This is a genomic window from Stenotrophomonas sp. STEN035, from assembly GCF_056759935.1.
The window spans coordinates 108,418-134,056 of the sequence record NZ_JBRRDY010000001.1 but is presented as its reverse complement, the minus strand read 5'-3'; the positions used below and the strand labels follow the sequence as shown (position 1 = coordinate 134,056).

The 25,639-nt window shown below is 64.1% G+C and carries 20 protein-coding genes; 4 read left to right on the top strand and 16 right to left on the bottom strand.

From position 1 onward, the window contains the following. Positions 1–176: 176 nt before the first annotated feature. Both hflC and hflK read right to left on the bottom strand, forming a co-directional pair. Positions 177–1,040: a protease modulator HflC gene (hflC, locus tag ACVOLL_RS00545; RefSeq protein WP_481511076.1), complete on the bottom strand. Its 864-nt coding sequence runs from the start codon at positions 1,038–1,040 to the stop codon at positions 177–179. Next, positions 1,037–2,143 (bottom strand): FtsH protease activity modulator HflK, encoded by a 1,107-nt coding sequence (gene hflK, locus ACVOLL_RS00540; protein ID WP_481511075.1) that lies wholly within the window; start codon positions 2,141–2,143, stop codon positions 1,037–1,039. The genes hflC and hflK overlap by 4 nt, the downstream gene beginning before the upstream one ends. Before the next feature lie 298 nt (positions 2,144–2,441). Here hflK and ACVOLL_RS00535 point away from each other — a divergent pair, with 298 nt between their 5' ends. Both ACVOLL_RS00535 and pilH read left to right on the top strand, forming a co-directional pair. Beyond that, on the top strand, positions 2,442–3,437 hold the full coding sequence (locus ACVOLL_RS00535) for a YhdH/YhfP family quinone oxidoreductase (protein ID WP_481511074.1): 996 nt from the start codon (positions 2,442–2,444) through the stop codon (positions 3,435–3,437). Positions 3,438–3,528: 91 nt separating this feature from the next. Next, positions 3,529–3,912, top strand: a complete 384-nt coding sequence (gene pilH / locus ACVOLL_RS00530; RefSeq protein WP_481511073.1) for a twitching motility response regulator PilH — start codon at positions 3,529–3,531, stop codon at positions 3,910–3,912. 309 nt (positions 3,913–4,221) lie between these two features. On the opposite strand, the gene ACVOLL_RS00525 is transcribed toward pilH, so the two are convergent. Together ACVOLL_RS00525 and ACVOLL_RS00520 are read right to left on the bottom strand one after the other, a co-directional pair. Continuing rightward, positions 4,222–5,121: a DnaJ C-terminal domain-containing protein gene (locus ACVOLL_RS00525; protein ID WP_481508785.1), complete on the bottom strand. Its 900-nt coding sequence runs from the start codon at positions 5,119–5,121 to the stop codon at positions 4,222–4,224. A 126-nt stretch (positions 5,122–5,247) separates the two neighbouring features. Further along, positions 5,248–5,685, bottom strand: a complete 438-nt coding sequence (locus ACVOLL_RS00520; protein WP_481511072.1) for an Hsp20/alpha crystallin family protein — start codon at positions 5,683–5,685, stop codon at positions 5,248–5,250. A 151-nt stretch (positions 5,686–5,836) separates the two neighbouring features. On the opposite strand from ACVOLL_RS00520, the gene ACVOLL_RS00515 reads away from it, so the two are divergent. Beyond that, the gene (locus ACVOLL_RS00515; RefSeq protein ID WP_481511071.1) at positions 5,837–6,319 is read left to right on the top strand and encodes a redoxin family protein; all 483 of its coding nucleotides are present in this window, start codon (positions 5,837–5,839) and stop codon (positions 6,317–6,319) included. Positions 6,320–6,490: 171 nt separating this feature from the next. Here the strand turns inward: ACVOLL_RS00515 and pbpC are convergent, their stop codons facing one another. The 8 genes from pbpC to prpB all read right to left on the bottom strand — a co-directional run bounded on the left by pbpC (position 6,491) and on the right by prpB (position 21,922). Continuing rightward, positions 6,491–8,854: a penicillin-binding protein 1C gene (gene pbpC, locus ACVOLL_RS00510; RefSeq protein ID WP_481511184.1), complete on the bottom strand. Its 2,364-nt coding sequence runs from the start codon at positions 8,852–8,854 to the stop codon at positions 6,491–6,493. 254 nt (positions 8,855–9,108) lie between these two features. Continuing rightward, a complete protein-coding gene (locus ACVOLL_RS00505) occupies positions 9,109–14,028 on the bottom strand; it encodes an alpha-2-macroglobulin family protein (RefSeq protein WP_481511070.1) in 4,920 nt (1,639 codons plus the stop codon). 214 nt (positions 14,029–14,242) lie between these two features. Further along, positions 14,243–15,436 (bottom strand): 2-methylaconitate cis-trans isomerase PrpF, encoded by a 1,194-nt coding sequence (gene prpF / locus ACVOLL_RS00500; RefSeq protein WP_481511069.1) that lies wholly within the window; start codon positions 15,434–15,436, stop codon positions 14,243–14,245. Further along, positions 15,433–16,167 (bottom strand): hypothetical protein, encoded by a 735-nt coding sequence (locus tag ACVOLL_RS00495; RefSeq protein ID WP_481511068.1) that lies wholly within the window; start codon positions 16,165–16,167, stop codon positions 15,433–15,435. The genes prpF and ACVOLL_RS00495 overlap by 4 nt, the downstream gene beginning before the upstream one ends. 133 nt (positions 16,168–16,300) lie before the next feature. Then, entirely contained in the window at positions 16,301–18,916 is a 2,616-nt protein-coding gene (acnD, locus tag ACVOLL_RS00490) for a Fe/S-dependent 2-methylisocitrate dehydratase AcnD (protein WP_481511067.1), read from the bottom strand. 307 nt (positions 18,917–19,223) lie between these two features. Continuing rightward, positions 19,224–20,384 (bottom strand): bifunctional 2-methylcitrate synthase/citrate synthase, encoded by a 1,161-nt coding sequence (gene prpC, locus ACVOLL_RS00485; protein ID WP_481511066.1) that lies wholly within the window; start codon positions 20,382–20,384, stop codon positions 19,224–19,226. Positions 20,385–20,413: 29 nt separating this feature from the next. Next, the gene (locus tag ACVOLL_RS00480; protein WP_481511065.1) at positions 20,414–21,004 is read right to left on the bottom strand and encodes a DUF1003 domain-containing protein; all 591 of its coding nucleotides are present in this window, start codon (positions 21,002–21,004) and stop codon (positions 20,414–20,416) included. Positions 21,005–21,034: 30 nt separating this feature from the next. After that, positions 21,035–21,922 (bottom strand): methylisocitrate lyase, encoded by an 888-nt coding sequence (gene prpB / locus ACVOLL_RS00475; RefSeq protein WP_481511064.1) that lies wholly within the window; start codon positions 21,920–21,922, stop codon positions 21,035–21,037. A gap of 121 nt (positions 21,923–22,043) precedes the next feature. On the opposite strand from prpB, the gene ACVOLL_RS00470 reads away from it, so the two are divergent. Then, a complete protein-coding gene (locus ACVOLL_RS00470) occupies positions 22,044–23,267 on the top strand; it encodes a citrate/2-methylcitrate synthase (RefSeq protein ID WP_481511063.1) in 1,224 nt (407 codons plus the stop codon). 170 nt (positions 23,268–23,437) lie between these two features. On the opposite strand, the gene ACVOLL_RS00465 is transcribed toward ACVOLL_RS00470, so the two are convergent. From ACVOLL_RS00465 to pdxH, 4 genes are read right to left on the bottom strand one after another with little or no spacing between them, the layout of a single operon-like run. Then, positions 23,438–24,238 carry a cobalamin-binding protein gene (locus ACVOLL_RS00465; RefSeq protein ID WP_481511183.1) on the bottom strand — a complete coding sequence of 267 codons (801 nt, stop codon included), beginning with the start codon at positions 24,236–24,238 and terminating at the stop codon, positions 23,438–23,440. Next, the gene (locus ACVOLL_RS00460; RefSeq protein WP_481511062.1) at positions 24,238–24,582 is read right to left on the bottom strand and encodes a YqfO family protein; all 345 of its coding nucleotides are present in this window, start codon (positions 24,580–24,582) and stop codon (positions 24,238–24,240) included. Before ACVOLL_RS00460 ends, ACVOLL_RS00465 begins: the two co-directional genes overlap by 1 nt. Continuing rightward, complete coding sequence (gene aac(6'), locus ACVOLL_RS00455; RefSeq protein ID WP_481511061.1) at positions 24,582–25,043, bottom strand: aminoglycoside 6'-N-acetyltransferase; 462 nt, start codon at positions 25,041–25,043, stop codon at positions 24,582–24,584. Before aac(6') ends, ACVOLL_RS00460 begins: the two co-directional genes overlap by 1 nt. Further along, positions 25,040–25,639, bottom strand: a complete 600-nt coding sequence (gene pdxH / locus ACVOLL_RS00450) for a pyridoxamine 5'-phosphate oxidase (RefSeq protein WP_481511060.1) — start codon at positions 25,637–25,639, stop codon at positions 25,040–25,042. The genes aac(6') and pdxH overlap by 4 nt, the downstream gene beginning before the upstream one ends.

The window sequence follows — 25,639 nt, the reverse complement described above, 5'->3', positions numbered from 1 at the left end:
TGCCTTCTCCCCGCGGGAGAAGGTGCCCGTAGGGCGGAAGAGGGTGCGGGCGGAGCCCATCGAATAAAGGGCATCAGGGGCGCTCCGCCCCTTGCCCTCAGCACAGAAGCTGCCCTCACCCCAACCCCTCTCCCGCAAGCGGGAGAGGGGCTCAAGCAAGGACTAGAGCACTGAGATCAGCGATCGCTCTTCATGTACTGCAGGAACGGGTCATTCTTGTCGAGCACGATCACGCCGTTGCCGTCGGTCATCGAGGAACGGTAGGCCTCGAGGCTGCGGTAGAAGGCATAGAACGAGGGGTCAGCCGAGCCGGCCTTGCCATAGATCGAGGCGGCAGAGGCGTCGCCTTCACCGCGCAGCTGCTGTGCATCACGCTCGGCTTCGGCCACGATCACGGTGCTTTCGCGGTCGGCCTGGGCGCGGATGGTCAGCGACTGCTCTTCGCCCTCGGCGCGCAGCTTGGCGGCCTCCTGCTTACGCTGGGCGCGCATACGTTCGTACACGTCGGCAATCACCTGGCTGTCGGTCGGCAGGTCGATCTGCTTGATGCGCAGATCGATGATCTCCATGCCCAAGGCGGCAATCGCCTCGTTGATCGACTTCAGCTGGCCGGCAATCAGCTCGCCACGATCACCGGATACCAAGGCCTGCAAGGTGCGCGAGTTGATCTGGTTACGCAGCGAGTCGGTGATGATTGGTGCGAGGCGGGCGTTGACGATCTTGCTGTCGCCGCCGGTGGCGCGGTAATAGGCGCGCACGTCGGAGATCCTGCCAATGGCGAAGAAGTCGACGCTGACGTCCTTCTGCTCGGCGGTGAAGTAACGCGCCGGAGCGGTATCCAGCACCTGGAAGCGACGGTCGAACACGCGCACGGTTTCAACCAGCGGCACCTTGAAGTGCAGGCCCGGCTTGATGTCGGCACGCACCACCTTGCCAAGATTGAGCACCATCGCGGTCTGGTCTTCACGCACGACATAGACCGAGCCCAACAGGCCCAGCAACACTGCGACGACTACGCCGATAACGACTGAATTTTTCATCGGCCGGCCTCCTCACGCGATGCCGAGCGCGAGACCGAACGGTCCGCGTTGCGAATGCTGTCGGTTGCCGCCGGCAAGGCCGGTGCCACCATTTCCGGGGTCAGCTGCGGGGCGTTGCCGGTCTTGCTGGCATCGGCCGGCATCGGCACGTAGATCAGCTGGCGGCCGTCGCCACCGATGACCTTGCGGTTCTCGGCCAGTACCTGCTCCACCGTTTCCAGCCACAGACGCTTGCGGGTGACGTCCGGCGCATTCTTGTACTCACCCTGCAGCAGGGTGAAGCGGCGTGCGTCACCTTCGGCGCGGGCGACGATGGCCTGCTTGTAACCTTCGGCAGTGGTACGGGCACGTGAAGCCTGGCCGCGCGCTTCCGGTACAACCTTGGCGGCGTAGGCCTGGGCTTCGTTGATCAGGCGTTCCTTGACCTGCTGGGCACCGTTGACCTCGTCGAAGGCCGGCTTCACTTCTTCCGGCGGACGTGCGTCAGGCAGGGTCAGGCCGGTCACGCTGAGGCCGGTCTTATAGGCCTTCAACGAGGCCTGCAGACGCTGCTCGGCAACCACGGCCAGCGGCCCACGGTTGTTCAACACAGTGTTCAGGTCGGCGCGACCGACCTGCTCACGCACGGCGCTCTGTGCGGACTGTTCCAGCATCTGGTCGGCATCAACCGTACCGAACAGGTATTCGCGCGGGTCGTCCACGCGGTACTGGACGTTGACCGACACATTGACGATGTTCTCGTCACGGGTCAGCACCGGCACGTTGCTGCTGAAGGTCTTGATCTGGGTCGCGTTGACCTTGACCACCGACTCCAGCGGCCACGGCAGCTTGAAGTTCGGGCCCGGCTGCAGGATGCGCGAGTACTCGCCGAAGCGCAGCACCACGCCGCGCTGCTGCTCGCCGATCAGCTGGAAACTGGAGAACAACAACAGCAGACCCAATGCGACCAGCACCCAGCGCCAGATACCGCCATCAAACAGGTCGCGCAGCGGACCGGGCAGTCCACCACCCCAACCTCCGCCATTGCCGCCACGTGGCGTACGCGGCGCGCGGTTGTTGTCCGCACCACCACCGCTGTTGCCGCCGGGTGTATTCCAGGCCATGCATGCTCCATCTTGTAAGGGCCAGGCTGCGGGGGCTCCCGCCTAGGACCTGACCATCTATTGAATCCCGATTCTAACAAGGCAGACTCTGAACAGGTTCGGGGCTACCTGAACGGAAAGTATTGCCCGCCGATCAGCGACCCAAGTAGCTGATCCTGCGGTGCGAGCCCCAACCAAGACGGGTCCCGCGATATCGGTGCAGGCCCCGGTCGGCACCTGCTCTGAACAGGAATATGGGCAGACCGGCCTTTTCACAACAGTTATGGTTGCACTCCCCCGTTCCGATGCAGGCCTACCGATGTCCCCTAACGCCCCGTTTACCGCCTTCCGCATCCACAACGACGAAGCGGGCTACCGCAGCGGTCCTGAACAAGTCGGCCTGGACCAGCTGAGCCCAGGTGAGGTGGTGATCCGCGCCCGCTGGTCGTCGGTCAACTACAAGGATGCGCTGGCGGGCACCGGCAAGGGCAAGATCCTGCGCCGCTTCCCGCTGGTTGGCGGTATTGATGTGGCCGGCGAGGTTGTCGCCTCCAGCGACCCGGCCTTCCGCGAGGGCGACCAGGTGCTGACCACCGGCTGCGGCCTGAGCGAGACTCGCGATGGCGGCTACAGCCAGTACGTGCGCCTGGAATCCAGGTGGGTGATCCCGCTGCCGGCCCAGCTCAGCCTGCGCGAGGCCATGGTGCTGGGCACGGCCGGCTTTACCGCCGCGCTGGCGCTGCTGCGCATGACCGACAACCGACAGACGCCGGCCCACGGCCCGCTGGCCGTCACCGGTGCCACCGGCGGAGTCGGCTCGCTGGCCGTGGATATCTTCAGCCAGGCCGGCTACGAGGTGCATGCGATCAGCGGCAAGGCCGAGGCGACGGAGTACCTGACCGCGATCGGAGCCAGCCAGATCCTCGGCCGCGATGCCCTGGCCACCACCCGGCCAATGGAGTCGGCCCGCTTTGGCGGCGGCCTGGACAACGTCGGCGGCAGCATGCTGACCAGCCTGCTGGCGCAGACCAGCCCTTATGGCAACGTGGCGTCGGCCGGCTTGGCCGCCTCCGGCGAGCTGGACATGACGGTGATGCCCTTCATCATCCGCGGCGTCTCGCTGCTCGGCGTGGCCTCGGCCGGCACCGCCCGCGACATCCGCGAGCAGGTCTGGCAGCGACTGGGCAGCGACTGGAAGCCGCGCCACCTCGACCGTATCTGTACCCGCGAAGTGGGCCTGGACGGACTGCCCGAGGTCTTCGCGACGATGCTGGAGGGCAAATCCTTCGGCCGTACCCTCGTCAGAATTGATTGACGGCGGTCACATGAGCTCCCCGGCGTGAAGGCGACGACTTCACGCCGGTAGCGCGCCAGCACTACACTGCCGGCACTACTTGGGGAAAAACATGGCGCGTATCCTGATCGTCGACGATTCACCATCGCAGTTGATGGGCATCCAGCGCATTGTGGAAAAGCTGGGACATGAAATTTTCACCGCAACTGATGGTGCCTCTGGGGTGGAGGTTGCCAAACAGGTGCTGCCGGACCTGGTATTGATGGACGTGGTGATGCCGAACCTCAATGGTTTCCAGGCCACCCGTACGCTGCGCCGCGAGGCGACCACGCAGCACATTCCGGTGATCCTGGTGACCACCAAGGATCAGGACACCGATCGTTTGTGGGGCATGCGCCAAGGGGCGAAGGCATACATCACCAAGCCGTTTACCGAAGACGATCTGTCGGCGGTGATCGCGCAGGTGTTCAGTGCCGAGGCGCCGCCGGTTGGGTGAGGGTGCTTTCTTGGGGAAAGCTTTTTGGGAAGGCGGGCTTTGCCCGCCTTTCTTGTTTCTGGTTGTTGGGTCTGCTTTGGGTTTGCTTGCTAGAAGCTTCCCCTCACCCCAACCCCTCTCCCGCAGGCGGGAGAGGGGCTAGCAATGCGGGGCCGCCAGTGCACTACGAGCGCAAGCAATCCGAGCCCCTCTCCCGCCTGCGGGAGAGGGGTTGGGGTGAGGGGAAGCTCCTGGCCAAAAATCCCAGCCGAAAAAAAAAGAAAAGCGGGCAAAGCCCGCTTCTCTTCAACAGCACACACCAAAACGCAATCAGTCCTCGCCAAACGCCTTGGCCAGATCCTTGTACGCCTTGCGCTGGGCCTCGTTGCTCGCCACTGGCGCCACAACTTCCAGCTCAACAATCTGGTCTCCATCGGGGCTGCCCGGCAAACCGCGGCCACGCAGGCGCAGTTTGCGGCCGCTGTCCGAATCCGCCGGCACCTTCAATTCCACCGAACCACCAAGCGTCGGCACGCTGATGCTGGTGCCCAAGGCGGCCTGCCACGGCGTCACCTGCAAGGTGTACAGGATATTGCGGCCATCCACCTCGAACTGCGGATGCGAGGCGTACTCGACTTCGAGCATCAGATTGCCGCCACCACTACCCTGCCCGCTCAGGCGGATCACCTGGCCCGGGCGGATGCCCTTGGGCACGCGCACGTCGAGCTGGCGACCGTCCACGGTAATACGCAGGCTGTCGCCGTTGTAGGCAGCCTCCAGCGGCACCGACAGCTTGGCGCGGGTGTCGCGCATCGGCTGCGGGCCAGCACCACCGAAACCCGGGCCCGGACGACGTCCACCGGCACCCGCGCCGCCGCGCTGGCGGGCAAACAGGCTCTCGAAGAAATCGCTGAAGCCGCCATTAGCGTTGCCACCGCCGAACACTTCCTCGAAATCAAAACCCTGCCCACCGCCAAACCCCGGCGGCGCATTGAATTCCTCGCCCGGGCGATAGCCCTGCGCGCGCAGCTGGTCATAGGCCTTGCGCTTGGCTGGATCGCGCAGCGCCTCATAGGCCTCGTTGACCGCCTTGAATTTGTCCTCGGCGCCGGCTTCCTTGCTTACGTCCGGGTGGTACTTGCGCGCCAACCGACGGTAGGCCGTCTTGATCTCGGCATCACCGGCGCTGGGTTCAACCCCGAGCGTGGCGTAGTAATCCTTGAATTCCATCCTCACACCTCTGAAAAAAAGCTGGCCCGACACCTTGCGGCAACGGGCCATCGAGCAATCGGCAGGCGCCGTGGCCCCATTCTACCGGGCCACGGTGCCTGCGCAGGTGGAAGTTCACTCACGCCATCAGGCGCTGGGCTGGCCCTGCACCACCTGGATGCGGCGCGGTGCCGCCTCGCTGCGCTTGGGAATGCGCACTTCCAGCACGCCATTGTGGCTATGGGCGACGATGCCCTCGGCGTCGGCGCTGTCGGGCAGCACGAAACGACGATTGAAAGCCCCCTGGCCACGTTCGCTACGGGTCAGACGCTGGCCTTCAGCCAGTTCCGGCGCGCTGCGCTGGCCGCTGATGGTCAACACACCCTTTTCCATCTGCACTTCAATGGTTGCGGGGTCAACGCCGGGCAGATCGGCCGAAACGACGAAACGGTTGGCTTCCTCGCGGATATCGACTGCAGGCACCCAAGCTGAGGCGGTGCTGTTGGTGACGGTTTCGAGCAGCGGCGACAACAACTGATGAATCTCGGACTGGGTCGGCCACTGGCGGTAACGTACGATGCTCATGATGTCCTCCTGCAAGATGTGGGGACTGGCATGCCGGAATGGCTCTGCCTTTCCCATGCCAAGGACGTATTGTGTGAAGAACGCCTTTTCAAGTTGTAGACGTGGCGTCTGCACCGCCGCTTTAAACTTAAATTCAGCCTAGGAGCCCCCAATGCCCATCAACGTCGGCGACCGTATTCCGGAAGTTACCCTCAAGCGCCTGCGCGAAGGCCTGGAAACGATCGACACCCATGCATTGTTCGATGGTCGCAAGGCCGTGCTGTTCGCGGTGCCTGGTGCGTTCACTCCAACCTGCTCGGCGCGCCACCTGCCCGGTTACGTCGAACACTTCGAAGACTTCCGTAACCGCGGCATCGAAGTGTTCTGCATGGCGGTCAACGACCCGTTCGTGATGCAGGCCTGGGCCAAGAGCCAGTCGGTGCCCGATGGGCTGCAGATGCTGTCCGACGGCAATGGTGATTTCACCCGCGCATTGGGGCTGGAAATGGATGCCAGCGCGTCGGGCATGGGCATGCGTTCGCGTCGTTTTGCGCTGTATATCGAGAACGGCGTGGTCCGCGCTACGTATATCGAACAGCCGGGGCAGTTCGAGGTATCCAGCGCTGAACATGTGTTGGCCAACTTGCCGGGATAAGCAGAGCTATCAGTGCTTTTGTGGGAACGGCGTAAGCCGCGAAGCTGACATTTTCGAAACCAGGCGCATGCCTGCAATCTGATCGACCATCAGCTTCGCGGCTTACGCCGCTCCTATAAGCACCGGCGGGAAGGCCCCTGCCGAGCATGGCTCGGCACTACATTTTGCCTCTTAGTTCACTACGCGGAAGCGGACGCGCGTCCATGTGCCGTCGGCTGCCAGCGCTGTCAGGGTGTGTTCGCCGGCATCGTTGAAGTCGCGGGTGAAGGTGCGGGCGCCTTGTGTCTGCGCTATCCAGCGGCCGTCGAGCAGCCATTCAATCGTGGCTTCGCTGCCCAGCGCGCGCAGCTGCAGGCGCGGGCCATGCTGTGCACCCGGCGGGCGCGCCAGCGTGGCCAGGTCATTCAAGCCATCGATATCTAGTACGCCATCGGACTGCCGCCCGTCATCGGCGCAGTCCGCTGCCAAAGGCGGCAGGCTTTGTGCCTGCCGTTGCGCCACGGTCAGCCAAGGCGAAGCCATCGCCGGCCAGCGCGCGATCTCGCGATCCTCGATCTGTGGATGGCCTTCGCAACCCGGCGACAAGCGCTGGCCGGTTTTCGCATCTACCTGGAAACGCATGCGCCCGGATTGCCACAACCGCGCCTCGCGCTCAGGGAAACTTGGCGGCACCACACCATCCAGTACCCAAGCCGGGAAACGACGCTGGCACATCGCAGGCAGGGTCTGCTCGGCGGCAATGCCCAGCGGCCAGCAGATCTCGACTTCGCTTACGCTGTCCGGGCGTGCGCGCACGGCGTTGTCACCGGCCTGGCGCGGCAGACTGTCGATCACCTCGAACATCAGCGGCAAAGCCGTCACTGCACCGTACTGCCCCGGCAACGGCGTGCCATCCGGACGACCGACCCAGACGCCGACGGTATAGGAGCGGGTGCTGCCGATTGCCCAGGCGTCGCGGTAGCCGTAGCTGGTACCGGTCTTCCACGCCACGCGCGGCCGGTTGCCAGTATCAAAGGTACCCACGCCATAGCCCGGTCGCGGATTGGATTCGAGCACGTCACGTACGATCCATGCGGCCCCCGGCGATACCAGCCTACGCTCGATGCGTGGGTCTTTCGGCGTGTAGCGCACGCGACCAGCGATACCTTCGCGATTCAACGCGGAGAACGCACCAACCAGATCCTCCAGACGCGCACCGGTACCACCAAGTATCAGCGCAAGGCTCGGCTGTGTGCCGCGCGGGAAACGCAGATTGATGCCGGCATTGCCCAGCCTGGCCGCAAACCGCGACGGCCCGACGCGATCGAGCAGATCCACCGAAGGCACATTCAAGGACAGCCGCAGCGCCGTCGCCGCGCCGACCGGCCCGTTGAACGCCGCATCGAAGTTACCCGGCCGGTAGCCGCCAAAGCTCTGCGGCGCATCGACGATCAGGCTTTCCGAATGGATCAGACCATCGTCCAGCGCCATGCCATACAGGAACGGCTTGAGCGTTGAGCCCGGCGAGCGCCAGGCCTGCACCATGTCCACATGGCCAAGCCGCGCCTTGTCAGCGAAGGTGACCGAGCCGACATAGGCTCGCGCTTCCAGCGTACTGTTATCCATCACCAGCAAGGCTGCCGAGGTGCGCTCCGGCAGTTGTGAGAAGTACGAGGAAACACGCTCTTCCAGCGTGCGTTGCAGACCGCTGTCGATGCTCGTTTCGATCTGCGGAACACGCGGATAAGTGCTGCGCATGCGTTGCGCCAGCAAGGCGGCATGCAATGGCTGTTGCAGCGAACGCGCCACCACCGGCTCGATGCGCGCGTCGGCGACATCATCGGCCGACCACACCTTGAGCTCGGCCATGCGCGCCAGCACCTTGTCGCGGGCGCGCTGCGCGGCTTCCGGGTGCCGATCAGGACGCAGCCGGCTCGGCGACTGCGGCAACACCGCCAGCAATGCGGCCTCGGCCTGCGACAGATGCGTGGCCGACTTGCCCAGATAAGCCCAACTCGCCGCTTCCACACCTTCGATGGTGCCACCGTAAGGTGCGCGCTCCAGGTACAGATCGAGAATCTGTGCCTTGCTCAGGTGTACTTCCAGCTGCAGCGCACGCAGCAGCTGTTTGAGTTTGCCCCAGGGTGTGCGCGTATGCGGATCGAGAATGCGCGCGACCTGCATGGTCAAGGTCGAGCCGCCAGAGACGATGCGTCGCTCCAGCAGCATCTGCTTGCCGGCGCGTGCCAGCGCCCACGGGTTGATGCCAGGGTGGCGCCAGAACCAGCGGTCCTCGTAGGTCAACAAAGCCTGCAGATACAGCGGTGAGATGGTCTTTGCATCGGCCGGGTAGCGCCACACGCCTTCGGCATCGGCGAAGGCACGCAGCGGTGTGCCGTCGCGCGCCACCACCAGCGTACTGGTATCGCGTGATTTCGGCAGCGGCAACGGGAATGCCTGGTCCAGCACCAGCAGCAAGGTCAGCAGCGCGGCAAGCGCCCAGCGCAGGTTGCGGAGCGTGAAGATGGTGCGCACGTGGTTGCCAACGTGTTTCAGCCGGAAGGTGCGCGTTTTCAATGGGGATGATTCTTCAAACATTGCCTGTGGCGCTGGGGTGGAATGGCTGGGCCGTGGAAGAGCTTACCCCTCCCCAGCCCTCCCCTTGCCTTCGGCAAAGGGAGGGAGCAGGAGCAGCTGCCTGACGCGGCGATTGTTGACTGTGCCGCTGCAGCGGAATGGCTTGGTCGGGAAGAGCTTACCCCTCCCCAGTCCTCCCCTTGCCTTCGGCAAAGGGAGGGGGCAGGAGCCGGTTACGGCTGCACCACCGTGATGGTGCTCGGGTTGGAACGACCCACGCCACGCATGTCGGGGCGGTACATGTCCTCGGCCAGCGGTGGCGGCACCATGTAGGTACCCGGGGTGACCGCACGCACCAGATAGAACACATGCGCAGTGCTGCCACGCGACAGCTTCAAGGCGGCCACATAGCGGTCGTCGCGGAACTCCTCGTGCTTGACGTCGGCGGCGCTGGAGCGGTCACTGACCTTGATCTCGCCCACCACCACGTCAGCCCATTGCTTGGCATCGCCGAGATTGAAGTTCTCGATCTCCAGACCGGCCGGCAGCAGGTCGGTGAGCAAGGCATCGGGCATGTTCGCGTTGGAAGTGACGCTGAGGCGCACGATCAGGGCCTCGCCTTCCTTCAACGGACGCGGCGTCCACGGCTTGCCGTCGGTGCCGAACCAGGAGCGCTCGATGCCGATCACGCTGTTGTCCGGTGCTGGCGGCTGGCGCGGAATGCCGACAACATCGAGGCTGGCGAACATTGGCGCCTGGCCCTGCGGCGAGAACCGCACGCCCTGTGCCAGCTGCGCCATGTCGAATACGCGACCAAAGGCCTTGCGTGCACTGACGTCTTCGACCTTGTCGCCGACTGCCAACTCACCGGACACCAACTTCTTCTGGTTGGCCATCAAGGCCTTGCCAAGACGCGCCAGCGCCACCTGCTCCTGCGTGCTCAGCCACATCCAGCCACTGTTGCGACGTGCGTCCAGGGTGCGACCCATATCAATCACACGTGCGTCGTACTCCGGCTTGGACAGGCCACGCTCGTGCAGCAGAGCGATCATCAGCGCTTCATCGCGCAGGCGGCTGCCGTAGTCGCCGAAGTACTCCGGACGGCTGGCACTGGACTTGGCAAAACCAGCGGCAATCGCCGCCTGCCCACGCTTGCTGTCGCCCTGGATCGACAAGGCCGCACCCAGATGCACCAGCGACAGGCCGGTCACCGCCTTGCCACGCTCGTTGTCCCACAGCGTGCGCAGCGTGCCCAGTGGCGCGCGGTTGACCCGTGCCAGCACATAGCCGGAATAGGCCTGGTTGGCGAACTTCAGGCCATCGCGGCCATCGCTGCCATAGAACTGGTTGCCACCACTGAGCAAGTCTTCGCTGATACGGTTCAAGGCCTTCTGCAGCACGTTCTCCGGCACCGCGAAGCCTGCGTCCTTGGCGTCGAGCAGGAACTCGGCGACATACGGCGTCAGCGCCGGATTGATGTAGTCGTCATCGCCCCACATCGAGAAGTTGCCGTTGGACACCTGCATCGAAGCCAGCCGGCCGAACGCACCTTCCATGCGCTCGCGGCGGACCTTGGCGTCCAGACCATCGGCACCCAGCATTGCCGAGGTGGCCTCATCCAACATCAGCGCTGCATAGCCCTTGCTGGTGGTCTGCTCGGCGCAGCCGTAAGGGTAGTTCAAGGCACCCTGCAGGGCCGAGGCGAACGGGATCGGCGGCAAGGCACTGACCAGCATGCGCGCATTGACCGAGCCGCCCATCAGGCCATTGGCGAAGCTGCTGTCCAGGGTGATAGGCGCCAGCGGGTCCAGGGTCCGGGTCTGCGAGCGCAGCACCGACGGCCATGCCGCACGCACCGGCAGGTCGTAGCGACGGTCCACCTTGAAGCCATTGCCGTCCACCCGTACCCGCACCTTGGCCACGCTATAGCCTTCCTGCGCGGTCAGCGGGAAGCTCAGCGTGCTCTTGGCGTCTGCCGCCAGTTGCACCGTGCGGGTCGATTCGCCGATGCCGAGCGGGCCTTCACCGTCCACGCGCACGTTGAACTCGCCGGGCTTGCCGGTGAAGTTCTGCACGTCGAGGGTGACCGTGCTGCGATCGCCCGGTGCCATCACCCGCGGCATGCTGGCCTCGGCCAGGATCGGCGCGCGCACCAGCGTTTCCACATCGCGGTTGCCGTAGCGGTCGGCCGAATAGACCATCGTCGAAACGCGCAGGGTGCCGTTGAAATCCGGCACCTGCAGCTGCACCCGCGCATTGCCCTTGGCATCCAGCGCCACCGGCCCGGAGAACAGGTCCACGGTCTGCACGCGGGCAGTCGGCCGCTTGGCCTGCGGCAGTGCCGCCAATGCCATGTCGCCGCCGAATTTCAGCTTGCCGCTATTGCCCTCGAAACTCTCGATGACACGCCCGTAGATGTCATAGGCATCCACGCCCAGCCGACGCTGTGCGAAGAAGTGCCCAGGTGCATCCGGTACCGGGAAGCGGGTGATGTTGAGGATGCCCACGTCCACCGCAGAGACGGTGACGTGTGCTGGCTTGCCGGCCAGCTCGGGCGCGCTGACGGTCACCGTCATCGGCTGTTCCGGGCGCATCTGCTTGGGCGCGATCAGGCCCACCGCGACGCGGCGGTCGCGACGGTCCATCGGCACATGCGCGACGCCGACGGCACGCGCCGGGGTGATCTTGCTCGGCGCACTGCCACCACGGAACACCAAGGCGGTGATGTAGACATCATGCCGCTCCCAGTCCTTGCTGACCGGGATTTCAAACGTGCTGCCCGGCTTGGCGTCGATGTCCTGCACGTACAGCATGCGGTCGCTTTCCACCATCAACACGCCGCGGCCGGCATGCGGCGGGGTCAGCGTGACCTTGACGGTGTCACCGGCGCGGTAGGCGGTCTTGTCCAGTGACAGCTTGACCTTGTCAGGGCGGGCATCCAGCCCACGGTTCTGATCGTCCCAGCTCCAACCAGCGCGGAACGGATAGCGCATGGTCAGGCCGGTGGCCGGATCGAACACGTCCACCCGATACTCGCCCCACTCGACCGGGAAATCGAACCGCGCCGACGTGGCACCGGCATCGACGGTGCGGGTTTCCTTGTTCTCGAAGCGGCGGGTGAAGTCGTAGTCCCAGCGGTTGTCAGCATAGGTCCAGTGGTAGTCGCGCAGTTCGCGCACCAAGGTGACCTTCAGCCCCTTGGCCGGCTGCGGCTTGCCGTCGGCATCCACCCGCATCAGCTCGAAGCGGGCATTGGCGTTGGCATCGGCGCCGTCGGTGTCGTTGAACAGCGGGCGCAGGGCGACCAGCGCAGGTGCCGGCCACATCACCCGCTTCAAAGTGCGGGTAACGGTGCGGCCACCGGTTTCATAGACACTGCCGGACAGCAGCGCAGCGACGGTGGTGGCCTTGCCTGCCTCGGCCGGCAAAGCGACGTCTTCGCGCAGCTTGCCGTCCTTGGGCAGCGTAGTATCGATCACGTCATTGGCTTCGCGCGGCAGTTGCACGGTCGGGTCGCCGAAGAACCAGCCCGGCATCGACTCGACCGGGTGCTGCTCCACCGCCACCGCCAGTCGCGCGGTGAAGCGGTTGCCGTCGGCCGGTGCGCCATACAGATAGGCCGCATCGGCCTGCAGCTTCAATGCCTCGCCCGGCTTCAGCGTCTTCTGCGCGCTGGCCAGGTCCAGCTTCATCCGCTCGGGCAGGAACTCCTCGATGCGCAGGGTCATGCCCTGCACCGCCTCCTTGCTGGCCGGATCGGTGCGGAACTCGACGGTCCAGCGTCCGGTTGGTGCTTCCACCGGGATGCTCTGTTCGAATGCGAAATAGCCCTGCTCGCCCGGCTGCAGGCGGGTTTCGCGGAAGGTCTTGCCGTCCGGCTGCTTGAGCCGCAGGAACACCGGCTGACCGCCGGTGGCCGGCCCGGCCAGGGTCTTGCCGTCGTTGTCGCGCAGCAGTGCGGAGATGCGCACGGTCTCGCCGGGGCGATACAGATCACGCCCGGACCAGGCGAATACATCGAAGTTGGCGTTCTGACGCCCGGCCACGGCGAACTCGCTCAGGTCCAGCGCCGGCTGGTTGAACGGCAGCATGGTGGTGTCGCTACCACTGCTGGCGACCAGCACATGGGCTGCATCCAGCGTGTAGTTGAGCAAGGCGTTGCCGTTACCGTCGGTCTGGCCCTTGAGGATGACCTCACCCTTGCCGTCGATGACCTTCAACTCGACCTTCTTGGCCGGCGCGCCGTCCGCCAGCGAGGCGGTGTGGACGAACAGCTTGTCCTTGTAGGCGCGGGTGTGCAGGCCGATGTCGCTGACGGTGAAGAACGAGGTATCGAACTCGCTGTCGAAACTGCCGGTGCGCTTCATCACCGCGAAGTACAGGCCGGGCTGCTGCAGCTCCTTCACCTCCTGGATCGGCAGATAGGTCAGCACCCGCTCGTTCTGCTTGCCGCCAAGGATGAAGCGGTTGACGTAGACCGGCTCGGCCAGCTGGTTGAGTGGGGTCTTGTCGCCGTATTCGCTGTCCAGCTCCCAGCTGCCGCGACGACCGCCGCGCTGGTACTGGCTGAAGAAGGTAGGCAGGTCCTTTTCGCGCACGCGCAGGAATTCGACATCCACCTCCGGCACGTTCACCGAGACCACCGGCAGGCCGCGGCTCTCGCGGGCCGGCAGCACGCTGCCCTGCGAGGCGAAACCCACCGCAGGATCCAGCTCGCCGGTGAAGACCTTCTGCTTGACCTCGGTACCCAGCCGGTTGCCATCGGCCGCCAGCAGGTCGGCCGAAATGATCAGCGTGTATTCCTTGGCAGCCTCCACATAGGGATAGCGCAGGGTCTTGCCGTCATCGGACAGCGACCAACTGCTGTCCTCGTTGCCGACCTTCTCCTCGAAGCGCAGCAGCTTGTCGAAATCCTGGGTACCGACCAGCGGGCGCGAGAACTCCACCGCCAGCGCAAGGCCGTCACCGCTCTTCTGGTCCGGGTAGGCGCGCAGCATGGCGAAACCCTTGACCTCTTCCTGCTTGGTCTGGATCGCCTCACCGCTGGCCCCGGGCAGCTGCCCGGTTTCGTTCCTGCTGCATCCTGCAACCAGGGCCAGCGCCACCAAGGCGGCCGCTGCCCAACGAATACGCTTCAACATCCTGTTACCCATGGTGTCCTCCCGCAGATGGCCGGAGTATAACCAGCCCGCATGTAAGGGCTTGTGTAGCGACGCGCGCCCTACAAGGGATTTGTCTGGAAACCCGCCAGGCACGCCACACCCGTTACATGTGGGTCCTCGAAACCGCAAAAAAGAAAAGGGCTACTGATCCCAGTAGCCCTCGCTCTTGTTTTGCCATACCTGTTGCACTGGGCGGAGCGCGATATCAGATCGCATCACCCGGCACGCGCACCCAGCCTTCCATCAGGATGCGTGCACTGCGGCTCATCACCGCCTTGGTAACCGTCCACTGGCCATCGACCAAGGCGACCGCGGCACCAACGCGCAGCGTGCCGGACGGATGGCCGAAGCGCACCGCATCACGCTGACCGCCACCGGCGGCGAGGTTGACCAGCGTGCCCGGCACTGCGGCGGCCGTGGCAATTGCCACCGAGGCGGTGCCCATCATCGCGTGGTGCAGCTTGCCCATCGACATGGCGCGGGCGTTGAGGTCGATGTCGGCGGCGCGGATCTGCTTGTTGCCGCTGGACAGGTAATCCTGCGGCGGTGCCACGAAGGCGACCTTGGGCGTGTGCTGGCGTTTGAGCGCTTCTTCAGGACTCTTGATCAGGCCCATGCGCAGGGCGCCGGCAACGCGGATGGCTTCAAGCTTTGCCAATGCTGCCTTGTCTTCATTGATGGCCGGCTGCAGCTCGGCACCGGTATAGCCGATGTCCGCGGCATTGACGAAGACCGTGGGGATGCCGGCGGTGATCATGGTCGCCTGCAGCTTGCCAACACCCGGCACATCGAGCGCGTCGACCAGGTTGCCGGTGGGGAACATCGCGCCACCGCCCTCGCCTTCGCCCTCATCGGCCGGGTCGATGAACTCCAGCACGATCTCAGCGGCCGGGAAGGTAACGCCATCGGTTTCGAAATCACCGGTTTCCTGCACCTGACCATTGCTGACAGGAACGTGGGCGATGATGGTCTTGTTGATGTTTGCCTGCCAGATACGCACCATGCAGATGCCGTTCTCAGGCACGCGTGCCGGATCCACGTAGCCAGCGTGCAGCGCGAACGCGCCAGCACCGGTCGACAGGTTGCCGCAATTGCCGGACCAGTCGACGAAGTCGGTGTCGATCGACACCTGCCCGTACAGGTAATCCACATCATGGTCGGGCTTGCTGCTGGGCGAGATGATCACGCACTTGCTGGTGCTGGAGGTGGCGCCGCCCATGCCGTCGGTGTGCTTGGCGTACGGATCGGGCGAGCCGATTACCCGTTGCAGCAGGTGGTCACGTGCCGGGCCCGGCTGCTGCGCGCTGGCTGGCAGGTCTTCCAGGCGGAAGAACACGCCCTTGGAGGTGCCACCGCGCATATAGGTGGCTGGAATGCGAATCTGCGGGAGGAGACTCATGACGAAACTCTCGAGAAAGTGGAAGAATCAATTGATGCAAGCGACGCTGCTCGCTGCCGGCGCTCGCTGGCCTGCGCGCCATGCTGCCATCGAAACAGCCACAGTATGACCAGCTTGGTCATGCCACTGACAACGGCAAGCAGCAACAGCGGCCACCCCAATCGCAGCCCCATCGCGAATGCAAAGACGATGGTAGATAGATCCATCAACAGGATCAGCTGGCTCATGCGCAACGATACCGCACCGGTATCGCCGCTACGCCAAATCAGCAGAATCTGATGCGCATATCCTTGTGCCAGCAGCAACGTGATCAACAAGATCATGACGCTGGCAAATACCCTGCCTTCGTCAACGTGACGTTCGCCCAAAAACAGGCCGAGCAACGCGAACAGCAACATCAACGCTGCCACTACCAGACTAATGGTGGCCGCCCGACTGCGTCGATCACGCCAGATCTCGATCAATATCACCAACACCAACACGGAGGCCAGCAATCGCGGCCATACGATGAAATGATTGAATGGGGTGATGCTGTAGCCGTAGACGAAGAACGAAAGATAGGCAAAAAAACTGACGGTGAACTGGTTGAGCGATAACACCGCCGTGGCGGTATCGGCAGCGGCGTCACGCTTGCGCCTGCGCTGCACCAGACGCAGCTGCGACGCCACGCCAACCAAACTGAGCAGGATGAAACCTGTATTGACGGCACCGGCGACGGCATAGAAGCTCATTGCGGCCTATCCATGTGTTCAAGCCTCGGTTATGCGCACCTCACCGCAGGCGAGGCACCCATTCCAACTTTGCGACCCCAGCGCCTGGCTCCCCGCCAAAAGTGGAAGGGAGCTTGGGCAATCACGGCAAGCCTTAGACAGCAGAGCCTTCGAGGAAATCCTGCGCAAACCGCTGCAATACGCCACCGGCCTCGTAGATCGCCACTTCTTCATCCGAATCCAGGCGGCAGGTCATCGGCACCCTGACCACTTCACCGTTGCGGCGGGTGATGACCAGGGTCAGATCGGTACGCGGGGTGCGCAGGCCGATCACGTCATAGCTCTCGGTGCCGTCGATGCCCAGCGTGTTGCGGTTGGTGCCCGGTTTGAACTCCAGCGGCAGCACGCCCATGCCGATCAGGTTGGTGCGGTGAATCCGCTCGAAACCTTCAGCTGCAATCGCTTCAACACCAGCCAGGCGAACGCCCTTGGCCGCCCAGTCACGCGAGCTGCCCTGGCCGTAGTCGGCACCGGCGATGATGATCAGCGCCTGCTTGCGCTCCATGTAGGTCTCGATTGCTTCCCACATGCGCATGACCTTGCCTTCCGGCTCCACACGCGCCAGCGAGCCCTGCTTCACGCTGCCGTCTTCGTTGCGCACCATCTCGTTGAACAGCTTGGGATTGGCGAAGGTGGCGCGCTGTGCGGTGAGGTGATCGCCGCGGTGGGTGGCGTAGGAATTGAAGTCCTCTTCCGGCAAGCCCATCTTGGCCAGGTATTCACCGGCCGCGCTGGACAGCAGGATCGCGTTGGACGGCGACAGGTGGTCGGTGGTGATGTTGTCCGGCAACACCGCCAACGGCAGCATGCCGCGCAGCGTGCGCTCACCGGCCAATGCGCCCTCCCAGTACGGCGGGCGGCGGATGTAGGTGCTCTGCGGGCGCCAGTCGTACAGCGGGCTGACCTTCTCGCCATGCTCGACGCGTACGTTGAACATCGGGTTGTAGACCTTGCGGAACTGCTCCGGCTTCACCGACGCCTTCACCACTGCGTCGATCTCGGCGTCGCTTGGCCAGATATCTTTCAGGCGCACTTCCTTGCCGTCGGCATCCACACCCAGCACGTCCTTCTCGATGTCAAAGCGCACGGTACCGGCGATGGCGTAGGCGATCACCAGCGGCGGCGAGGCCAGGAAGGCCTGCTTGGCATACGGGTGGATGCGGCCATCGAAGTTGCGATTGCCTGACAGCACCGCAGTGGCGTACAGGTCGCGATCAATGATTTCCTGCTGGATTTTCGGGTCCAGTGCACCGCTCATGCCGTTGCAGGTGGTGCAGGCGAAAGCGACGATGCCGAAGCCCAACTGCTCCAGGTCCGGCAGCAGGCCGGCTTCCTCCAGATACAGCTGCACCGCCTTGGAACCCGGCGCCAGCGACGACTTCACCCACGGTTTGCGGGTCAAACCACGCGCATTGGCATTGCGCGCCAGCAGCGCGGCGGCAATCACGTTGCGCGGATTGGAGGTATTGGTGCAGCTGGTGATGGCAGCGATGATCACCGCGCCATCCGGCATCAGGCCTTCGGCTTCCTCGCCCTTGCCGCTGAGCAGCTTGGCTTCGTCGGCGATGCCGCGCTCTGCCAGGTCCGACACCGGCAAGCGCTTGTGCGGATTGCTGGGGCCGGCCATGTTGCGCACCACGCTGGACAGGTCGAACTCAACGACGCGCTCGTACTGCGCGGTTTCCAGCGCGTCCGCCCACAGACCGGTGGTCCTGGCGTAGTTCTCGACCAGCGCGATCTGCGCCTCCTCGCGGCCGGTCAGGCGCAGATAGTCGATGGTCTGCTGGTCGATGTAGAACATCGCCGCGGTTGCGCCGTATTCGGGGCACATATTGGAGATGGTGGCGCGGTCACCGATGGTCAGTGCCGCAGCGCCTTCGCCGAAGAACTCAAGGTAGGCGCCAACCACACGTTCCTTGCGCAGGAACTCGGTGATCGCCAGCACCACGTCGGTGGCGGTGATGTTCGGCTGCGGCTTGCCGGTCAGCTTGACGCCGATGATGTCGGGCAGGCGCATCCACGAGGCGCGGCCCAGCATCACGTTCTCGGCTTCCAGCCCGCCAACACCAATGGCGATGACGCCCAGCGCGTCCACATGCGGGGTGTGGCTGTCGGTGCCGACGCAGGTATCCGGGAAGGCCACCCCGCCCTGCTGGTAGATCACCGGCGACATCTTCTCCAGATTGATCTGGTGCATGATGCCGTTGCCCGGCGGAATCACATCGACGTTCTCGAAGGCCAGCTTGGTCCAGTCGATGAAGTGGAAGCGGTCTTCGTTGCGGCGGTCTTCGATGGCGCGGTTCTTGGCAAACGCGTCCGGATCGTATCCACCGCATTCCACTGCCAGCGAGTGATCGACGATCAGCTGCACCGGCACCACCGGGTTGACCTTGGCCGGATCACCGCCCTTGTCGGCGATGGCGTCACGCAGGCCTGCCAGGTCGACCAGTGCGGTCTGGCCGAGGATGTCGTGGCAGACCACGCGCGCCGGGAACCAGGGGAAATCGAGGTCACGCTTACGCTCGATCAGCTGCTTGAGCGAATCGGTGAGCGTTGCCGGATTGCAGCGGCGCACCAGGTTTTCGGCCAGCACGCGCGAGGTATACGGCAGCGTGGCGTAGGCGCCGGGCTGGATGGCATCGACTGCGGCGCGCGCATCGAAGTAGTCGAGCGTGCTGCCTGCGAGGTGTTTGCGGTAATCGGTATTCATGGCTGGCCTGTGAGGGTCTGGGCTTGCTGGTGTGCTTTGGGTTGTGCGCGAATGCCGCAAACCCACAGCAGCACATGGAATCTGAAGTATCCCTTCTCCCGCTTGCGGGGGAAGGTGCCCGGAGGGCGGATGGGGGGAGCTTTGGGTTTGGCCTTGGCTTTTTCCAAAAGCGAAAAGCTGCTCCACGTGCCAGGAGCTTCCCCTCACCCCAACCCCTCTCCCGCAGGCGGGAGAGGGGCTTTATCTCGCTTGTGGCGGAGATGGTGCAGGCGTCATCTCGCTTGTGGCGAAGATGGCTTTGGCTCCATCAAGCGCGCTTGTCGAGCGGCACGAAGGTCTGATCCTCCGGGCCGGTGTAATTCGCGCTCGGGCGGATGATCTTGCCGTCGATGCGCTGCTCGATGATGTGCGCACTCCAACCTGCAGTACGTGCAATCACGAACAGCGGGGTGAACATCGCGGTCGGCACGCCCATCATGTGGTAGCTGACGGCGCTGAACCAATCCAGGTTCGGGAACATCTTCTTGATGTCCCACATCACCGACTCAAGACGCTCGGCGATGTCGTACATCTTCATGTTTTCCTGCTCGGCCGACAGCTCGCGCGAGACGTCCTTGATCACCTTGTTGCGCGGATCGGACACGGTGTAGACCGGGTGGCCAAAGCCAATCACCACTTCCTTGCGCTCGACGCGGGCCTTGATGTCGGCCTCGGCTTCGTCCGGGGTTTCGTAACGCTTCTGCACTTCGAAGGCGACTTCATTGGCACCACCGTGCTTCGGTCCACGCAGTGCGCCGATGCCACCGGTGATGGCGCTGTACATGTCGCTGCCGGTGCCCGCGATGACGCGGCAGGCAAAGGTCGAGGCGTTGAATTCGTGTTCTGCGTACAGGATCAGGCTGGTGTGCATGGCCTTGACCCACGACTCGCGCGGCTGCTCGCCGTGCAGCAGGTGCAGGAAGTGGCCGCCGATCGAGTCATCGTCGGTCTCCACGTCGATGACTTTGCCGTTGTGGCTCCAGTGATACCAGTACAGCAGCATCGAACCCAGCGAGGCCATCAGCTTGTCGGCGATGTCGCGCGCGCCCGGGTGGTTGTGGTCGTCCTTCTCCGGCGACACGCAACCGAGCACGGAAACGCCGGTACGCATCACGTCCATCGGGTGCGCCGATGGCGGCAGCTCTTCCAGCGCAGCCTTCACCGATGCCGGAATGCCACGCAGCGCCTTCAGCTTAGCCTTGTAGGCGCGCAGCTCGGCCTTGTTCGGCAGCTTGCCGTGCACCAGCAGGTGGGCGATCTCCTCGAACTCGCTGGTGTTGGCCAGGTCCAAAATGTCGTAACCACGGTAGTGCAGGTCGTTGCCGCTGCGGCCAACGGTGCACAGGGCGGTGTTGCCAGCAGCGGTGCCGGACAGGGCGACGGATTTCTTCGGCTTGAAGGCCGGTGCGGCGGTGGCTTGCTCTGACATGGTCTTTACCTCCGGGGGCTAATTTTGTTTCAGCTATTGTTCTGGCTGGGCGCGGCCTGCTGGTTTTCCAGCAGCCGCTGCAGCATTTCGATCTGGCGATTCTGCTGATCCACCAGCAGTGCCCAATCCTGTGAGCGCAGCAGATCCAGCTTTCCGTGGATCTGCAGCACTTCCAACTCTGACTTCACGTTTACTTGGTAATCGTTCTCGGCGTTCATCCGATCCACTGCCGCCTGCCGGTTCTGGCTCATCATGATGATCGGCGCTTGCACCGCAGCCAGGCAGGACAGCACCAGGTTGAGCAGGATGTACGGATAGGGGTCGAACGCCTTGGCCAACATCACGCTGTTGGCCACCATCCACAGCACCAGCAGAAAGAAGAAGCACAGGATGAAGCGCCAACTGCCGCCCACCTGCGCTACCCGATCTGCAATCCGTTCACCCAAGGTGCGGGTCTGATGAAATTCACGCCCGACATTGCGCGCTACCTGCCGCCGTGAGATGAAGCGCTCAACCACCTCGCGCTCTTCCGGCGGCAACTGCTCCAGCTCTTTCTGCAACAGCTGCCGCGCCGTCTCACGGCGGTCAACACGGGTGGTGCGGGAAGAAGTGCTTGCCATGACGTTTTCAGTGAGCGGGTTGGACCGCCATCATGCGCCCTTGGCTGCGAACACTTTGTCCAGCTGGCCTTCGAAGGCGTGGTAACCGATACGGTCATACAGTTCCTCGCGGGTCTGCATCGTTTCCACCACGTTGCGCTGATGGCCGTCACGACGGATGGCTTCGTACACGTTCTCGGCCGCCTTGTTGGCGGCACGGAATGCCGACAGCGGGAACAGCTGCATCGCCACACCGGCCGAGGCCAGTTCATCACGGCTGAACAGCGGGGTGGCGCCGAATTCAGTGATGTTGGCCAGCAACGGCACCTTCACCGCATCGGAGAAGCGCTTATAGGTCTCCAGATCGTAGGCGGCCTCGGCAAAAATGCCATCGGCGCCAGCTTCCACGCAGGCCAGCGCGCGCTCGATGGCGGCATCCACGCCCTCCATCTGGATGGCATCGGTGCGGGCGATCAGGAAGAAATCCGGATCGGTCTTGGCATCGGCGGCAGCCTTCACCCGATCGACCATTTCACCCTGCGAGACGATTTCCTTGCCCGGGCGGTGACCACAACGCTTGGCACCCACCTGGTCTTCGATATGGCAGGCAGCGGCGCCGGCCTTGATCAGCGACTTCACGGTGCGCGCGATGTTGAACGCACTCGGGCCGAAGCCGGTATCGATATCGACCATCAACGGCAGGTCACAGACATCGCTGATGCGGCGTACGTCGATCAGCACGTCTTCCATCGTGTTGATGCCCAGGTCCGGCAGGCCCAGCGAGCCAGCGGCAACGCCGCCCCCGGACAGGTAGATGGCGCGGTAACCGGCGCGCTTGGCCAGCAGGGCGTGGTTGGCGTTGATTGCGCCCACCACCTGCAAGGGGGATTCGGCGGCCAGTGCGGCGCGGAATGCTGCGCCGGCGGAAGAAAGACTCATGGGTGACTCCTGGCTTGTGGCTGGGCGGTGGCGAGCATGCCATTCCGCTGTGACGGTTAATCTGTCACCATCAGATTCATTGATCAATCTTGATTCAATAAATCAACCTATTGAATACGCCATGTCCGACGCCCTCGATCCCGAACTGATACCCGCCAGCGAAGCCTGTGCCCTGCTCGGCATCAGCGCCGCCTCGCTGTACGCCTATGTCAGCCGCGGCCTGCTCAGCTCGCGGCCCGGCATGTCGGCGCGCAGCCGGGTGTACCTGCGGGCGGAAGTCGAACGCCTGGCGCAGCGCAAGCAAGCCGGACGAGGCGCCGAACGCGGCGCTGCGCAGAGCCTGGACCGCGGCCTGCCGGTGCTGGAAACCCGTATCTCGCTGATACGCCCGGATGCGCCCTATTACCGGGGCCGGTCAGCCGTGGCCGCCGCGCAGGCAGGAGCCACGTTGGAGGACATCGCGCGCCTGCTATGGGAATGCGAGGAGCAGGACCCGTTCGCCGCTGCCGCCCTGCCCTCGTGGCCGCCGCGTATCGCCAGCCTGGCGCTTGATGACAGCCTGCCGCCGGTAGAGCGCACAATGGCCTGCATCCCGCTGCTGGCCTTGGAGCAACGCCAGTCGCTCAATGCCGCTGCCTCGGTGCGGCGCGAGGTCGCTGCGATGCTGCTGCGGCAAAACGCGGCCTTACTGGTTGGCACCGAGCCGGATGCGCGGCCAGTACATCGTTTATTGGCCGACGCGTGGATGCCTGGCGACACTGCCTTCGCCGAACTGGTGCGTTCGGCCTTGGTGCTATGCGCCGACCACGAATTGAATGTTTCGGCGTTTGCAGCGCGCGTGGTCGCCTCCACCGGCGCGCACCTGCACGCGACGGTGAGCGCTGGATTGGCTGCCCTGTCCGGCCCACGCCACGGCGGCGCCACCGCGCGGGCGCATGCCCTGCTGGTCGATGCCGAGGCCAGTGGATCACCCAGCGCCTTCATCGCCGAACGTTGGCGGCGCGGCGACGAGTTGCCGGGCTTCAATCACCTGCTCTACCCCGATGGCGACCCACGCGGTGCGGAGGTGTTGCGCCAGCTGCGCGAACGCTGTGGCGATTCGCCGTGCATGCACCACGTGGAAGCGGTGCTGGCGGCGACCGAGGAAGTCAGCGGCCAGCGGCCGAACATCGACGGCATGCTCGGTGCCATCTGCTATGTGCATGGATTGCCGGGCGCGCATGCCTTGGTGATGTTCGCTACCGCGCGCCTGACCGGCTGGCTGGCGCATGCGCTGGAGCAGCAGGCGTTGGGTACGTTGATACGACCACGTGCGCGCTACACCGGGTTGGCGCCGAGGGGGTGAGCTTTGGCGACCTTTCTAGCATCACCAGCTTTGCGGCTTACACCGCTCCCACATCCGAACGGCGATGCGCTTGTGCCCCCTCCCTTTGGCCAAAGGCCAAGGGGAGGGTTGGGGAGGGGTATGCTTTTGCGGCCCTTCCCGCACTATCAGCTTCGCGGCTTACGCCGCTCCTACAAGCCCCCTGCCCGCTTCGACCACTGATTGATGATCTGCGCGATCGCCTGCACGCCATCGGTCAAGGCCGCCGGCCCGGGCTGCAGGATCAGCGGTGACTTGATCTCGTGCAACTCGCCATCGCGCACCGCGTTGATTACCTCCCAACCCGGTCGCGCAGCCACCCGCTCCGGACGGAACTTCTTGCCGCACCATGAGCCGATGATGATGTCCGGATTGCGCGCAACCACCGGGTCGCCATTGGCAAGGATGCGCGCCTTGGCCAGCGGCTCACGTGACAACTCAGGAAACACATCGATGCCGCCAGCGATCTCCACCAGCTCCGCGCCCCATTGGATGCCGGTGATGATGGGCTCATCCCATTCCTCGACATAGACGCGCGGGCGCTGCGGCAGCTTTGCCGCCTGCTCGGCTACTGCATCCAGTCCACGCTGAAGCTCATCGGCATAGGCATTGGCACGTGTGGCCACACCGACCAATCCACCAAGCCGGCGGATGTAATCAATGATGCCGGCCACACTGCGGTGGTTGGCAATCCACACTTCCACACCATTGCGTATCAACTCGGCAGCGATATCTGCCTGGATGTCGGAAAAGCCGATCGCCAGGTCCGGCTTCAGCTTGAGAATCTCGCCGACCTTGGCGCTGGTGAAGGCGCTGACCTTGGGCTTGTCGCGGCGTGCCTCGGGCGGCCGCACGGTGAATCCACTGATGCCGACGATACGGTCCTGCTCGCCCAATGCGTAAAGCGTTTCGGTCGGCTCTTCGGTCAGGCAGACAATGCGGCGCGGACCAATCATGGTGCAGCAAACTCCGTTGTATCGACGAATACGGCAGGGCTGTTCCAGGGATGATTGGCGGCAATGCCATCATCCAGAATCCGTTGCAGCCTCTGCGAGTCACGCGGAATGCAGAACTCCAACCGCACCGTGGACACGCGCACCAGCTCTCCCGCCCCGCCAATGGCGCTCTGCACACCTTGCAGCACACGGAACTGCTCCTGCCCCGGCGCCGACTCCCACATGCCGTGTGCGTAGCCTCCGGCAGCCAGATCGTCCACGGCAAGGATGCCCTGCTTCAGCGCCTCCAGCTGCGCCGGCGGCACGAATACGGTGATCTTGTAGATCGGATACAGCTGCATCAGCCAATCGCCCGCAGCGGCATGTGGTAGTAGACAACACGCTCGGTTTCGGTGAAACCGCACGCCTCGTGCGCCGCCTGCGCCGATACATTTGCCAGGCCCGAATCCGATGCCAGCTCGGTACAGCCCTGATCACGCGCCCATTGCGCCACAGCATCAATCAACAAGCGCCCAAGACCACTACCGCGCGCCGATGCATGCACCACCCAGCCTTCCAGAAAGCCAACCGGAGAGCTGTCTGTACCGTTGACATACTCATGGCGAACACTCGCTTCAGCCATGCCCAGAACCCGCCCATCGGCGGCGCAGGCAAGCAGGCAGGTGCTACCTGCCGATTCAATCAAGTCCAGCAGGTCAACCAGTTCTGTTTCACTGTCTGGCCACAGTTCCAGGCGCAGCCCGGCCCAGTCCTGCCAATCCCCGGCTTGGGCAAACCGCACACTGCAGCCAGCGTTGGTCACGGGAACAACATCCGCTTGCTCCACTCTCCCGCTGCATCGGCCTCATAGCACCAGCGCTCATGCAGGCGGAAATCCGCGCCGTACCAGAACTCGATGCGCCGCGGCACCACACGCACGCCGCCCCAGCCATCTGGACGCGGCACATCGCGGCCTTCGAAGCGCGCCTCGAAATTGGCCAAGCGCTGTTCAAACTCCTCGCGCGACGCCAATGGCTGCGACTGCACCGAGGCCCAGGCGCCAATCTGGCTCATGCGCGGGCGGCTGGCGAAGTAGGCATCGGATTCGGCAGCCGACACCAGCTGCGCATCACCTTCGATCCGCACCTGGATGCCAGCCTCGCGCAGGCTGCGCCACAGGAACAACAGCGCCGTTGCCCGGTTGTCGTGCAGTTCGCGGCCCTTGCGGCTGTCCAGGTGGGTATAGAACACAAAGCCGCGCTCGTCGAAGGCCTTCAGCAACACCGTGCGCGCCGACGGGCGGCCATCGATGTCAGCGGTGGCAACCGTCATCGCGGTGGCATCGATCTCCTTGCCAGCCTTCGCCTCTTCAAACAATGCGGCGAAAGTCGAAAGCGCTTCTGCGTAAAGATTGGTCAT